The sequence below is a fragment of the Streptomyces chattanoogensis genome (assembly GCF_001294335.1).
GTDB classification, from domain to species: Bacteria; Actinomycetota; Actinomycetes; order Streptomycetales; family Streptomycetaceae; genus Streptomyces; species Streptomyces chattanoogensis.
The window spans coordinates 111,382-125,309 of sequence record NZ_LGKG01000196.1 but is presented as its reverse complement, the minus strand read 5'-3'; the positions used below and the strand labels follow the sequence as shown (position 1 = coordinate 125,309).

At 72.6% G+C, this 13,928-nt stretch carries 12 protein-coding genes and 3 tRNA genes; 13 read left to right on the top strand and 2 right to left on the bottom strand.

Annotation, left to right across the window (positions count from 1 at the left end; genetic code table 11):
• The first annotated feature begins 9 nt into the window (after window positions 1-9).
• From ADL29_RS37045 to ADL29_RS37020, 6 genes are all read left to right on the top strand, one after another.
• Window positions 10-912, top strand: coding sequence for a sirohydrochlorin chelatase (locus tag ADL29_RS37045; protein WP_078971569.1), 903 nt, complete (start codon window positions 10-12; stop codon window positions 910-912).
• Between the two features lie 38 nt (window positions 913-950).
• Window positions 951-2,267, top strand: coding sequence for a deoxyguanosinetriphosphate triphosphohydrolase (locus ADL29_RS37040; RefSeq protein WP_053927880.1), 1,317 nt, complete (start codon window positions 951-953; stop codon window positions 2,265-2,267).
• Between the two features lie 218 nt (window positions 2,268-2,485).
• Entirely contained in the window at window positions 2,486-3,748 is a 1,263-nt protein-coding gene (locus tag ADL29_RS37035) for an NAD(P)/FAD-dependent oxidoreductase (protein WP_053927879.1), read from the top strand.
• A gap of 9 nt (window positions 3,749-3,757) precedes the next feature.
• Window positions 3,758-4,789, top strand: a complete 1,032-nt coding sequence (locus tag ADL29_RS37030) for a pyridoxal-phosphate dependent enzyme (protein ID WP_078971568.1) — start codon at window positions 3,758-3,760, stop codon at window positions 4,787-4,789.
• A gap of 92 nt (window positions 4,790-4,881) precedes the next feature.
• The gene (dnaG, locus tag ADL29_RS37025; protein WP_046928158.1) at window positions 4,882-6,786 is read left to right on the top strand and encodes a DNA primase; all 1,905 of its coding nucleotides are present in this window, start codon (window positions 4,882-4,884) and stop codon (window positions 6,784-6,786) included.
• Between the two features lie 116 nt (window positions 6,787-6,902).
• Window positions 6,903-8,171, top strand: coding sequence for an RNA polymerase sigma factor (locus ADL29_RS37020; RefSeq protein ID WP_053927878.1), 1,269 nt, complete (start codon window positions 6,903-6,905; stop codon window positions 8,169-8,171).
• 262 nt (window positions 8,172-8,433) lie between these two features.
• On the opposite strand, the gene ADL29_RS37015 is transcribed toward ADL29_RS37020, so the two are convergent.
• Both ADL29_RS37015 and ADL29_RS37010 read right to left on the bottom strand, forming a co-directional pair.
• Window positions 8,434-9,915 (bottom strand): FGGY family carbohydrate kinase, encoded by a 1,482-nt coding sequence (locus ADL29_RS37015; protein ID WP_053927877.1) that lies wholly within the window; start codon window positions 9,913-9,915, stop codon window positions 8,434-8,436.
• Between the two features lie 81 nt (window positions 9,916-9,996).
• Complete coding sequence (locus ADL29_RS37010; protein WP_053927876.1) at window positions 9,997-10,299, bottom strand: hypothetical protein; 303 nt, start codon at window positions 10,297-10,299, stop codon at window positions 9,997-9,999.
• A 267-nt stretch (window positions 10,300-10,566) separates the two neighbouring features.
• On the opposite strand from ADL29_RS37010, the gene ADL29_RS37005 reads away from it, so the two are divergent.
• The 7 genes from ADL29_RS37005 (at window position 10,567) to ADL29_RS36975 (ending at window position 13,915) form a co-directional block, all read left to right on the top strand.
• Window positions 10,567-10,639, top strand: a tRNA-Asn gene (locus ADL29_RS37005).
• Between the two features lie 5 nt (window positions 10,640-10,644).
• A tRNA-Asn gene (locus ADL29_RS37000) sits at window positions 10,645-10,717 on the top strand.
• A 261-nt stretch (window positions 10,718-10,978) separates the two neighbouring features.
• Window positions 10,979-11,052, top strand: a tRNA-Ile gene (locus ADL29_RS36995).
• Between the two features lie 411 nt (window positions 11,053-11,463).
• Window positions 11,464-11,826 carry a cupin domain-containing protein gene (locus ADL29_RS36990; RefSeq protein WP_053927875.1) on the top strand — a complete coding sequence of 121 codons (363 nt, stop codon included), beginning with the start codon at window positions 11,464-11,466 and terminating at the stop codon, window positions 11,824-11,826.
• Window positions 11,827-11,930: 104 nt separating this feature from the next.
• The gene (locus ADL29_RS36985; RefSeq protein WP_107095177.1) at window positions 11,931-12,701 is read left to right on the top strand and encodes a maleylpyruvate isomerase family mycothiol-dependent enzyme; all 771 of its coding nucleotides are present in this window, start codon (window positions 11,931-11,933) and stop codon (window positions 12,699-12,701) included.
• 180 nt (window positions 12,702-12,881) lie between these two features.
• A complete protein-coding gene (trxA, locus tag ADL29_RS36980) occupies window positions 12,882-13,319 on the top strand; it encodes a thioredoxin (protein WP_281182020.1) in 438 nt (145 codons plus the stop codon).
• Window positions 13,319-13,915: a histidine phosphatase family protein gene (locus tag ADL29_RS36975; protein WP_046928164.1), complete on the top strand. Its 597-nt coding sequence runs from the start codon at window positions 13,319-13,321 to the stop codon at window positions 13,913-13,915. Before trxA ends, ADL29_RS36975 begins: the two co-directional genes overlap by 1 nt.
• Window positions 13,916-13,928: the final 13 nt, after the last annotated feature.

The window sequence follows — 13,928 nt, the reverse complement described above, 5'->3', positions numbered from 1 at the left end:
TCTCCCGCCATGACGGAGTCGATATCGCACCAGCCCGCCCCGGCCCCGCCCGACCTCTGCCCCGCCGGCCTCGCCACCGAGATCACCGACCGGCTGAGCGCCCAGCTCAGCCGGGTCCGCCTGCACGGCTTCCGGCACCCCCGGCCCGCCCCCGCCGAGGCCGCGCCCACCCTGGTCGCCGTGGCCCACGGCAGCCGCGATCCGCGTGCCCTGGACACCGTCCGCGCCCTGCTCGACCGGGTCCGCGCGCTCCGCCCCGGCCTGCCCGTACGGCTCGGCCATATCGAGCTGAACCGTCCGCTGCTCTCCGACACCCTGGCCGAGCTGCGCGGCGAGGCCGTCCTCGTTCCGCTGCTCTTCGGCCATGGCTACCACGTCACCCACGACCTGCCCGCCGCCCTGGCAGCCGCTCCCCACCTCTCCGGCCGGACCGCCGCGCCACTGGGCGCACACCCGCTCCTGGCGGAGGCGCTGCACGCCCGCCTCCTGGAGGCCGGCTTCCCCCAGGCGCCCGCCCGCCGGCGCACGGCCGTCGTCCTCGCCTCGGCCGGTTCCAAGGCGGCGCAGTCGGCCCGGGACATCGCGCAGATCGCCGGCCTTCTCTCGGCCCGTCTCGACGGCGTGCCCGTACTCCCCGCGTACGCGTCGGCAGCGACCCCCACCGTCCCCGAGGCCGTCCGCCTGCTCACCGCCCGCGGCCACGACCGCATCGCCGTCGCCTCCTGCTTCACCGCCCCCGGCCGCTTCGCCGCCCAGTGCGCCGCACACGCCCCCGGAACCGCCGCCGCACCCCTGGGAGACCACCCCGCGCTGGCCCGCCTCGTCCTGCACCGCTACGACGAGGCACGCGCCCGGACCCACGGCCGGACGCCCCACCGGACAGCCGACCAGGCGCTCCTTGCGCGCACCTGATCCGGGCCCCAGGGCACAGGGGCGGCTACCGTCGCTGTATGACGGGCACACCATCGACCACCGGCCGGGCCCCCGGCACCCCGGGCTACACCGAGGCGGACGCCGAACGCTGGGTCGCCGAGCCCGACAAACGCCCCGGGCGCACCGCCTTCCAGCGTGACCGCGCCCGGGTCCTGCACTCCGCCGCGCTGCGCCGCCTGGCCGGCAAGACCCAGGTCGTCACCCCCGGCACCCAGACCCATGTCTGGGACGCCAGCCCCCGCACCCGGCTGACCCACTCCCTGGAGTGCGCCCAGGTGGGCCGCGAACTGGGCGCCGCCCTCGGCTGCGACCCGGACCTCGTCGAGGCCGCCTGCCTGGCGCACGATCTCGGCCACCCGCCCTTCGGGCACAACGGCGAGCAGGCGCTCAACCAGGTGGCCGCGCCCTGCGGCGGCTTCGAGGGCAACGCCCAGTCGCTGCGGCTGCTGGCCCGTCTGGAGCCCAAACGGTTCGTGCCCGGCCCGGACGGCTCGGCCGTCAGCGTCGGCCTCAACCTCACCCGCGCCGCCCTCGACGCCGCCACCAAATACCCCTGGCCGCGCGGCGCGCACCCCACCGATCCCGCCTCCCCCAAGTTCGGCGTCTACGCCGACGACCTGCCGGTCTTCGCCTGGTTCCGGCAGGGCGCCCCCGCCGCCGCACGCAGCTTCGAGGCGCAGGTCATGGACTGGTCGGACGATGTGGCGTACTCGGTGCACGACGTCGAGGACGGGCTGCACGCCGGGCATCTCGACCCCAACCTCCTGCTCGCCGACGCCGAACGCGCCGAGATCTTCGCGGTCGCCGCCGTGCGCTACGAGCCCGGCGCGGACCCCGAGGAGCTGGCCGCCGCCCTCGACCGCCTCCTCGAGCAGGAGTGGTGGCCGCACGGCTACGACGGCACCGCGCTCGCCCAGGCCCGCCTCAAGGACGCCACCAGCCAGCTCATCGGCCGCTTCTGCCTCGCCGCCGAGGGCGCCACCAGAGCCGCATGGGGCACCGGGCGGCTCACCCGTTACGGAGCGCAGCTGATGGTTCCGGCCGAAACCCGGCTGGAATGCGCCGTTTTGAAAGCCGTCGCGGACCGGTACGTCATGCAGCGCCCCGACCAGGAGGCGCTCCGCGCCGACCAGCGGGTGGTGATCGCCGAACTGGCGGAGGCGCTGCTCGCCCGTGCCCCCGACGGCCTTGATCCGCAGTTCCGTTCGCTGTTCGGCGCCGCCGAGGACGACACCGCCCGCATGCGCGCGATCATCGACCAGATCGCCGCACTCACCGACGCCTCGGCACGCTCTCTTCACGCCCGCCTCACCCGTCGCCCTGGTAACGCATAGGGAAACCGAGGGTGACCCTGGGGAGGAGGCCCCCCTTCCCCCATCACGCTCCGTGCGGGACGCTCGAGCACGGCTGTTCCGCACGGGGAACCCTGACCGCACCACACACATCCATGGGGCAAGCGCAAACGGGGCACGAACGACGGGGGCACCACCGGGGCGTTCACGGACGCGGACGACGGACGCGGCCGTACGGCACCGCAACGAGGAGGAAGCAAGTGGTCGACGCACACCAGACGTTCGTCATCGTCGGGGGTGGCCTGGCCGGGGCGAAAGCCGCCGAGACGCTCCGCTCGGAGGGCTTCACCGGCCGGGTGATCCTCATCTGCGACGAGCGCGACCACCCCTACGAACGTCCCCCGCTCTCCAAGGGGTATCTGCTCGGCAAGGAGGAGCGGGACAGCGTCTTCGTCCACGAACCCGCCTGGTACGCCCGGGCCGACATCGAACTGCACCTCGGCCAGCCCGCCGTCCACCTGGACGCCGCGGCCAGAACCGTACGCCTCGGCGACGGCACCCTGATCGTCTACGACAAGCTGCTGCTGGCCACCGGCGCCGAACCCCGCCGCCTGGACATCCCCGGCACCGGCCTGGCCGGCGTCCACCACCTGCGCCGCCTCGCGCACGCCGAACGGCTGCGCGGCGTGCTCGCCTCGCTCGGCCGCGACAACGGCCACCTCGTCATCGCCGGCGCCGGCTGGATCGGCCTCGAAGTCGCCGCCGCGGCCCGCACCTACGGCGCCGAGGTCACCGTCGTCGAACCCGAACCGACACCGCTGCACGGCGTCCTGGGCCCCGAACTGGGCGCCATGTTCGCCGACCTGCACCGCGAGCACGGCGTCCGCTTCCACTTCGGCGCCCGCTTCACCGAAATCATCGGCCAGGACGGCATGGTGCTCGCGGTACGCACCGACGACGGCGAGGAACACCCCGCCCACGACGTGCTCGCCGCCATCGGCGCCGCCCCGCGCACCGCCCTCGCCGAACAGGCCGGCCTGGCCCTGGTCGACCGCTACGACGGCGGCGGCATCGCGGTGGACGCCTCGCTGCGCACCTCCGACCCGCACATCTACGCCGCCGGGGACGTGGCCGCCGCCGACCATCCCTCCCTGCACACCCGGCTGCGCGTCGACCACTGGGCCAACGCCCTCAACGGCGGCCCGGCCGCGGCCCGCGCCATGCTCGGCCAGGACGTCAGCCACGACCGCATCCCGTACTTCTTCTCCGACCAGTACGACCTCGCCATGGAGTACTCCGGCTACGCCCCGCCCGGCAGCTACGACCAGGTGGTGTGCCGGGGCGACGTCGCCAAGCGGGAGTTCCTCGCCTTCTGGCTCGCCGAGGGCCGCCTCCTGGCGGGCATGAACGTCAACGTCTGGGACGTCGCCGAGCCGGTCCGGCGGCTGATCCGCGCCGGGACCCCGCTGGACCCCGACACCCTGGCCGATCCGGATGTTCCGCTGGAGTCACTCCTTCCGTAGCGTGGCCGTATGACCGACCGTACGGCCGACCACACGACCGGCAGCCCCACCGGTCCCGCCCGTACCGCCGCCCCCGGGGCCGCCGTTCCGGCCGTCACCCTCGACGACGTCCGGGACGCCGCCCGGCGGCTGGCGGGCGTGGCACACCGCACGCCCGTGCTGCGCTCGCGGACCCTCGATGCGCTGACCGGCGCCGAGGTCCACCTCAAGTGCGAGAACTTCCAGCGCGTCGGCGCCTTCAAGTTCCGCGGCGCCTACAACGCCCTCTCACGGCTGTCACCGGAGCAGCTGGCCCGCGGCGTCGCCGCCTACTCCTCCGGCAACCACGCCCAGGCCGTCGCCCTGGCCGCCCGCGAGCTCGGCAGCCGGGCCGTCATCGTGATGCCCGAGGACACCCCGCGCAGCAAACTGGACGCCACCGCCGGCTACGGCGCCGAGATCGTCACGTACGACCGCTACACCGGCGACCGCGCCGCCCTCACCCGCGCACTGGCCGGGGAACGCGGCCTGGCCGTGATCCCGCCGTACGACCATCCGCACGTCATCGCCGGGCAGGGCACCGCCGCCCTCGAGCTGATCGAGGAGACCGGCCCGCTGGACGCCCTGCTGGCCCCCGTCGGCGGGGGCGGCCTGATGGCGGGCTCGGCCACCGCCGCCACCGCCCTGGTGCCCGGCATCCGCATGATCGGCGTGGAACCGGAGACGGGCGACGACACCCTGCGCTCCCTGGAGGCCGGCCACCGGGTCACCGTCCCCGTCCCGCGCACCATCGCCGACGGCCAGGCCGTCGAGGCCCCCGGCGAGCTGACCTTCGCGATCAACCGGCGGCTCCTCGACCGGATCGTTCTCGTCACCGACGACGAGATCCGCGCCGCCATGCGGCTGGCCTTCGAACGCCTCAAGATCGTCACCGAACCCAGCGGCGCCAGTGCCCTGGCCGCCCTCCTCGCCGGCCGCATCGACCCCCTCCCGCCCCGCATCGGCGTGATCGTCTCCGGCGGCAACATCGGCCTGGACCGCTTCCTGGAGCTACTGGGCTGACCTGCGGCAACTGGCGCGAAGAGGCCCGCCGCGACGGCTGCCGCCGCGGCCGGGCGGCAGGGACTGTCCGACCCCGGCCGTAGAATTCTCGCGTGGCAGGCAGGATCAACGATGACGATGTGAAGGCGGTACGGGACGCGGTCCCGATCGACGCCGTCGTGTCCGAGTACCTCCAGCTCCGCAACGCCGGCGGCGGCAATCTCAAGGGCCTGTGCCCCTTCCACGACGAGAAGTCCCCCTCCTTCCACGTGAGCCCCGCCAAGGGGCTCTACCACTGCTTCGGCTGCCAGGAGGGCGGCGACACCGTCGACTTCATCATGAAGATCGACCACCTCTCCTTCGCCGAGACCATCGAGCGCCTCGCCGCCCAGGCCGGCATCACCCTGCGCTACGAAGAGGGCGGCTACACCCCCGGCCGCCAGCAGGGCGAACGCACCCGCCTGGTGGAGGCCCACAAGGCCGCCGCCCAGTTCTACATCGATCAGCTCGACAGCCCCGAGGCCGAGATCGGCCGCCGCTTCCTCGCCGAGCGCGGCTTCGACCAGGCCGCCGCCCAGCACTTCGGCGTCGGCTACAGCCCGGCCGGCTGGGACCACCTCACCCGCTTCCTGCGCGGCCGCGGCTTCAGCGACAAGGAACTGATCCTTTCGGGCCTCGCCCAGGACAGCCGCAGCGGCAAGCCCATCGACCGCTTCCGCGGCCGCCTGATGTGGCCCATCCGCGACATCGCCGGCGAGGTCGTCGGCTTCGGCGCCCGCAAACTCCGCGACGACGACAACGGCCCCAAGTACCTCAACACCCCCGAAACCCCGATCTACCGCAAGTCCCAGGTCCTCTACGGCATCGACCTCGCCAAGAAGGAGATCGCCAGGACCAACCGCGCCGTCGTGGTCGAGGGCTATACGGACGTCATGGCCTGCCACCTCGCCGGCGTGCCGGTGTCCATCGCCACCTGCGGCACCTCGTTCGGCGAAGGCCACATCAAGATCCTCCGCCGCCTGCTGATGGACAACGCCAACGCCGAGGTCATCTTCACCTTCGACGGCGACGCCGCCGGCCAGAAAGCCGCCCTGCGCGCCTTCGAGGACGACCAGAAGTTCGCCGCCGAGACCTCCATCGCCATCACCCCCGGCGGCATGGACCCCTGCGAACTGCGCCTGGCCAAGGGCGACGACGCCGTCGCCGGCCTCGTCGAGTCCCGCACCCCGCTCTTCGAGTTCGCCCTCCGCCATGTCGTCTCCCGCCACAACCTCGACACCGCCGTCGGCCGCGCCGCCGCCCTCGACGAGGCGGCGCCCATCGTCGCCCACATCAAGAACAGCTCCATCCAGCACGAATCCGCCGTCCAGCTGGCCGGCATGCTCGGCATCCTGGACACCCAGTTCGTGGTCAAGCGCGTCGCCCAGCTCGCCCGCTGGGCCCGCGAACGCGGCCGCGACGGCCAGGATCGCTCCCGCACACCCCGCCGGGCACCGGCCGCCGAGGCACCCCCGCAGCCCGCCGCCCCCCGCGGCCCGGCCCTCAACCTCCGCAGCCCCGCCCACCGCGTCGAACGCGAACTCCTCAAACTCGCCCTCCAGCGCCCCGACCTGGTCTCCCCGGCCTTCGACGCCTACGGCACCGACGAGTTCACCGCCCCGCCCTACGCCACGGTCCGCCAGTGCGTCGAGGACGCCGGCGGCGCCGCGGCCGCCGACCAGGACTACCTCCGCCGCGTCATCGACGCCGCCGCCGACGACACCGTCCGCGCCATGATCCGCGAGCTCGCCGTCGAGCCCCTCCACACCCGCCGCGACCCCGACGAGGCCTACGCCGGCGTCCAGTTGGTCGCCGTCCGCCTGGCCGCCGTCAACCAACGCGTCACCGAGATCCGCGGCACCCTCCAGCGCCTGGGCCCCCGAGCCGACCCCGAACACCTCGCCGCCGTCCAGAACGAACTCTGGGTCCTCCAGCAATACGGCCAGTCCCTCCGCGAACGCGGCTACGACGCCCTCTAGCGCCTGCCCACCGGCCGTTTACCACCCCGCGGTAGCCGCCCGGTCACGGACCGGACTCAAAAAGTGGCCGCACGCCCCTCGTGGCGGGAGTGTGTCGTACTCCACACTGAGGGACGGTGCCTGAGTCCTCGGAGCGCGGCGGGTCCGGCTGCCCTCATCCGGAATCCCCCGCGGAACCCCTCTTCACGTACGGGACGGACGGCGGCTCGGCCGCATCCGTACCCGGTCCCTCTGCCGCCCTCGCAGCGATCACCCTGGAGGTCGCCCCCGTGCAGACGCAGACCCTCGCCGATCCGCCGGCCGCCGCCGAACCGGCCGCGGAACCGGCCGCGGAACCGGTCACCGTGCCACAGCAGCCCGGGGCACCTGCCGCAGAGTCGCTCGCCGAGGAGGCCGGCCCGGAGCTCCCGGAGCCGGCGCACACCGCGGAACCCCCCGGACCTCCCGGCCCCGCACGCCGCCCCGACACAAGCGGCCCCTCCTCCGACCTCTTCCGCCAGTACCTCCGCGAAATCGGCCGGATCCCGCTGCTCAGCGCCGCCGAGGAGGTCGAGCTCGCCCGTTGCGTCGAGGCCGGCCTGTTCGCCGAGGAGAAGCTCACCAGCACCCCCGACCTGGACTCCCAACTCGCCTACGACCTCGACCAGTTGGTGGTCCTCGGCCGGATCGCCAAACGCCGCCTCATCGAGGCCAACCTCCGCCTCGTCGTCTCCGTCGCCAAGCGTTACGTGGGCCGCGGCCTGACCATGCTCGACCTCGTCCAGGAGGGCAACCTCGGCCTCATCCGCGCCGTCGAGAAATTCGACTACGCCCGCGGCTACAAGTTCTCCACCTACGCCACCTGGTGGATCCGCCAGGCCATGTCCCGCGCCCTCGCCGACCAGGCCCGCACCATCCGCGTCCCCGTCCACGTCGTCGAACTGATCAACCGCGTCGTCCGCGTCCAGCGCCGGATGCTCCAGGAGCGCGGCTACGAACCCACCCCCCAAGAGGTCGGCGCCCACCTCGGCCTCACCGAGGAACGCGTCAGCGAGGTCCTGCGCCTGGCCCAGGAACCGGTCTCCCTGCACGCCCCCGTGGGCGAGGAGGACGAGGTCGCCCTCGGCGACCTCATCGAGGACGGCGACGCCGCCTCACCCGTCGAATCCGCGGCCTTCCTCCTGCTCCGCGAACACCTCGACGCCGTCCTGTCCACCCTCGGCGAACGCGAACGCAAGGTCGTCCAGCTCCGCTACGGCCTCGCCGACGGCCGCCCCCGCACCCTCGAGGAAATCGGCCGCCTCTTCGGCGTCACCCGCGAACGCATACGCCAGATCGAATCCAAGACCCTCGGCAAGCTCCGCGACCACGCGTTCGCGGACCAGCTGCGCGGCTACCTGGACTAGGGCCCGTCCGGGGGCGCGGCATCCCTCGGGTTTTGCGGGAGTCCGGGTCCTGGACAGCTGATCAACCAGCCCGCCGCCGGCCGTCCGGACCTCATCGGCGTCACCATCTGTGCCTCGGCGTAGATGCCTGGGCGTAGATGCCTGGTTGAAGCCCGCATGCGACACCCGCCGCGCCTCGATCAGCGATGGTCTTGGACCGCAGTGCGGGGCAACTCCCCTGCGGTGCCCGGATATCGGGGGTCTGGCCGAGGCCCCGGCCCCCTCACCCCTCCCGCTGGAACGCCCCCGGATGGGTCTCGTCGCGCACCGCCGCAAACTGCTGCCGCACCGCCTGTCCGACCGCCAGTCCGTCCCCCGGTTCGAAGACCTGGCTCGCGGCAGCCGGCCACGGGGGCGGGTCGATCCACGGGGAGCCGCCGCCGGGGGAGGGCTCCGTGCCGGGGGCCGGGGTGAGGGTGCCGTGGGCGACGCCCCAGGCCCAGGCGGCCTGCCGGGCCGCGCCCAGGGCCGCGTACTCGGCCGGTTGGGGCACCACGACCTGCACTCCGAAGAGGCCCGGCGCCGCCGCCTGCACCGCACCCAGGTCCGCGGCCGCGCCCAGCAGGAAGACCCGGCGCACCGCCATGCCCCGCCCGCGCAGCACATCCAGCGCGTCCGCGATCCCGCACAGCATGCCCTCCACGGCCGCCCGCGCCAGATGCTCCGGCCGCATGCTCTCGCGCCGGATGCCGTGCAGGGACCCGGCGGTGTGCGGCAGATGCGGCGTCCGCTCGCCCTCCAGATACGGCAGCATCACCATGCCGTACGCACCGGGCGACGACTCCAGCGCCAGCTCGGACAGCCCCTCCAGATCCGTCCCGAGCATCTCCGCGGTACCCCGCAGCACCCGCACCGCATTGGTCGTGTGCACGACGGGCAGATGCCGCCCGGTGGCGTCCGCGAACGAGGTGATCGTCCCGGTCGGGTCCGCCAGCGCCTCGTGATGGATCCCGAAGACGGACCCCGAGGCGCCCAGCGACACCACCGCGTCGCCCTCGCCGACACCCAGCCCGAAGGCGGCCGCCATCGTCTCGCCCGTACCGGCCGAGATCAGCAGCCCCTCCGGGGTGAACCCCGCCGTCCCGGACGGCCCCAGCACCTCCGGCAGCCGCACCTGATGGCCCAACGCCAGCTCGATCAGATCCGGCCGGTACGACTCGGTGGCCGCCGACCAGAAACCCGTCGCCGAGGCCCCGCCCCGGTCCGTCGTACGCCGTGCGGGCCGCCCCAGCAGCTGCCACGCCAGCCAGTCGTGCGGCTGCATGACCTCGGCGATCCGCGCCGCGTTCTCCGGCTCGGTACGGGCCAGCCAGCGCAGCTTGGTCACCGTGTGCGCCGCCTGCGGCACCGTCCCGACGGCCTGCGCCCACGCACTGCGCCCGCCCAGCGCGTCCAGCAGGTCCGCGGCCGCGCTCTGCGCCCGCCGGTCATTGCCGACCAGCGCGGGCCGTACGAGATTCCCCTCCGCGTCCAGCGGCACCAGCCCGTGCTGCTGCGCCGCGACCCCGATCGCCTGGACGCCCTCCAGCAGCCCCTTGCCCGCGGCCTCGCCCAGCGACATCAGCCATGCCTGCGGGTCGATCTCGGGACCCTTTTCGGCGGGGTGCGGTGCATACCCCTGCCTGATGACGGCACCCGTATCCGCATCGCAGACCACGATCCGTGTGCTCGCGGACGAACTGTCCAACCCGGCGACGATCCCCATGGCACCAGATTTTGCCCCATGGGGCGCATAAAGAAGGAGTCAGGGTAAGTGCGTCAGGGTGTATCCCGGCGGCTTGCGGCCTCAGGTGTTGCTGGTGCCCCAGTCGTCCTCGTTCTCGTACGTGCGCTGCTCCCGCAGCGAGCGGACCCGGTCGGTGACGGACGCCGGCAGCCGGTCGCTCACCTTGGCCGAAACCGTGCCGAAGGCGCGCGTCGCGGCATGGCGTCCGCTCAGCGCCGCGGACTCGGCGGTGTTCCGGACGGCGGGGTTCTGCGCGATCCGCTGGGCGGCCTTGTGCAGCTGCTCGTACCGCTCCCGGCCGGCCCGGGTGCCGAACACGTATCCGATGGCCAGTCCCGCGATGAACGTGAGCCGGTAGCGCATCGCTCCACCTATTCCTCTCGTCGCTCCCGCGCGCCGCTGCCGCAGCTGCCGCGCTCCGATGGCGCTCGATCCCGTCCGGCGCCGTCCCGCACCGGACCGCCGGGCCGTGTCCCCCGCCTACCCGCCGACGGGCACCGGATCACCCGAGGCCACCGGCGGGGATACCGATTGGCGGAGCACCCCCCTGCTTGCGCTAATGTATGTGTCGCAGCGAGCGCGCGCCGTCCGGAGACCCGGACGAGGGCGCATTCGAGGCACACAGAGCAATCCCCTGTAGCTCAATTGGCAGAGCAGCCGGCTGTTAACCGGCAGGTTACTGGTTCGAGTCCAGTCGGGGGAGCTCGGTCCCCTGTAGCTCAATTGGCAGAGCATTCGGCTGTTAACCGGAGGGTTACTGGTTCGAGTCCAGTCGGGGGAGCAGAGAGAACGAGGACTCCGCAAGGGGTCCTTTTTCTTATGCCGTGCAACCGTGCCGGAAAGCCGTGCCGTGAAGGTGCCGGGAAACCGAATTTCCCCTGCGATGGAACCGAACCACCGGTGATCGAAGTCCTCTTGGGCATGCATGGCCGTACGACGGCAGCCCAAAGGCAGCCCAACGGCAGCCCACACGGGCAGCAGATCGTATGAGCGGCTATGCTGCGGCAGACGGCGCGCACAAATGTGCGCGGCGCGCCGTGAGGGGGCGGTAGCTCAGCCGGTTAGAGCAGCGGACTCATAATCCGTCGGCCGTGGGTTCGAGTCCCACCCGCCCCACACAGCCTGGCAGCGCAGAAACGATCAGACCCAGGCGAGCGCACGGACGAGGGTCGTCACGCATGGCGTGGCGGCCCTCGCGTCCGTCCCGTCCCGTCCCCGGCTGCCATACGGCACCCCCTCCCCCTAGCTACGCATGGTCATCAAGCGACTACCCAATGCGACCGCTGGATAACCGCCTCTCGGACCGGATGTTCACGGCCGCCCCGCGCGCCGCGCTCCCAGGCCCGTCCGGGTGTCCGGGTGGGGGCCGGCTCCGTGCCGGACTCCCGCGTACGGCGTGCGGGCTCCCAATGGTGCGGTGCATGCGGGGCGTTGGGGCGGCCGTGGCGGCGGGCCGGTCTTTCCCTGTGGCCGGGGGGTGTGCCGCGGCGCACCATGGAAGCACCGGTGGAGAAGGGAGGATTCCCGATGATCGAGGTCAAGACGATCGACAAGCCGGATGAGCGCCGTGATTTCCCGCGGGGCCACCTCGAGGCACTGCACCTGACCGGACTGGATTTCGCGGTGGGCGTTTTCGAGCCCGGCTGGCGCTGGACGGAGTCCGTGGGACCGCTCGCCGGGACCCGGAGCTGCGAGGTCCACCACAACGGTTTCGTGGTCAAGGGCCGGATGCGGATCAGGATGAACGACGGCTCGGAGGCCGAGATCGGCGAGGGTGACGTCTTCGTCGTTCCGCCTGGGCACGACGCCTGGGTGGTCGGGGACGAGCAGGTCGTCGTGTACGACTTCGCGGGCGGTATGGCCAAGGAGTACGCCAAGGCGAAGAGTTGACGTTCGCGCGGTGGCGTTTACCGTGATGCGGTATTGAATTTTTGTTTCGTGGAAGTTGTGGCGTTTGGTCGGCCCTGCCAAGGGCCGGGAGGGGAGGCCGGGACATGGGGCACAGGGGGGACGCGGGGGGTACGGGGGAGGACGCGGACGCGGCGGAGATGGCGGCGCGAGGGAAACTTCTGGCCTCGGTCGACGCGTCGACCGAGCGCTTCGTGGCGACCGTCGCCGGGCTCACCGAGCGGGGGATCGCCGGGGCGACGCTCATCCCGCCGTGGACCCGCGGCCATGTCGTCACGCATGTGGCGCGGGCCGCGGACAGCCTGTGCCGCCTGCTGGAAGGGGCGCGTACGGGTGAGGAGATCCCCCAGTACGCGAGCATGGCCGCACGCGAGGAGGAGATCGAGGCCGGGGCGCGGCGGCCGGTCGCCGCGCTGGTCGATGACGTCAGGGCGAGTGCCGCCCACTTCGACGAGGCCGTACGGACACTTCCCGAAGAGGCCTGGCGGCGACGCGTACGGCTGCGGACGGGGGAGTTGCGCACGCCGGGAAGCCTGGTGGCCACACGGGTGCGGGAGCTGGAGGTGCACCACGCGGACCTGGCGGCCGGATACGCCTTCGGGGACGTACCCGAGTCCGCGGCCCGGTTCGTCATCGACGACGTCATCGGCGCGCTCGCGCGGCGGGACGGGGTTCCGCCGATGCGGATCGAGGCAACCGATGCCGAGCTCGTCCGGGACATCGGTGCCGGTGGCGGGCCCGTGATCAGGGGCCCGCTCGGGGATGTGCTGGCGTGGCTCACGGGGCGGGGCAAGGCGGCGGTGGGGCTGACCGTCGCCGGGGCGCAGGATGTGCCGGAGGCGCCGTACTGGATCTGACGGCCGGATGCGAGGCCTGGACCTGGAAGGTCCCGGCCGGCGTCACCTCGTGGGCCGTCGGCGTGGGATGTGCCACCCCGACCCGGACGGGATGTCTAGGACGGCGTTCGGTGGGCAGGGGAGCCGGATGGTCCGGTGAACAGATGCGGAATACGGTGCCGACCGTGGCCGTTACCGCACGTGGACACCGATCGGACAACGACCCCAGACCGGAAGCAGGAAGCACGTATGAGCACGGTAGAGCTCACCAAGGACAACTTCGACGAGATCGTCTCCGGCAACGACTTCGTCCTGATCGACTTCTGGGCCGAGTGGTGCGGCCCGTGCAAGAGCTTCGGCCCGATCTTCGAGCGGTCGTCCGAGAAGCACGATGACCTGGTGTTCGCCAAGGTCGACACGGAGGCGCAGCCCGAGCTGGCGCAGGCCTTCCAGATCCAGTCCATCCCGACCGTGATGATCGTCCGCGACAACATCGCGGTGTTCGCCCAGCCCGGGGCGCTCCCGGAGGCCGCCCTGGAGGACGTCATCGACCAGGCGCGCAAGCTGGACATGGACGAGGTCCGCGCGTCGGTCGCCGAAGCCCAGCAGGCCGGACAGGAACAGCAGGCGCAGGGCTAGTGAGCCGTCTGCTGCTGATCCGGCACGGCGAGACCGAGTGGAGCCGCAACGGCCGCCACACGGGCCGGACCGACCTGCCGCTCACCACGGGCGGCGAGGAGCAGGCCCGCGCGCTGCGGCCGCTGCTGTCGGGCCGGACGATCGGGCAGGTGTACGCCAGTCCGATGCAGCGGGCCCTGCGCACCGCCGAACTCGCCGGCCTCGCGCCGCCGCAAGTAGACCCTGACCTGCAGGAATGGGACTACGGCGGCTACGAGGGCATCACCACGGCCGAGATCCGGCGCAGCAGGCCCGGCTGGTATCTGTTCCGCGACGGCGTCGCCCCCGGCCCCGCCGGGCACCCGGGGGAGTCGCCCGAACAGGTCGGGGCGCGTGCCGACCGGGTCCTGGCGCGGATCGCCCCGTACCTCGAGGGGGACGAGGGGGAGGTGGCCCTGGTGGCGCACGCCCACTTTCTGCGGGTGCTGACCGCCCGCAGGCTCGGACTCCCGGCCTCCGCGGGCGGGCTGTTCACGTTCGAGACCGGGGCGGTCGGCGTCCTGGGGACCGAGCACGGCCGGCCCGCGGTTCTCGCCTGGAACGCCCGGAGTCTGTGAGGAAGCCGGGGCC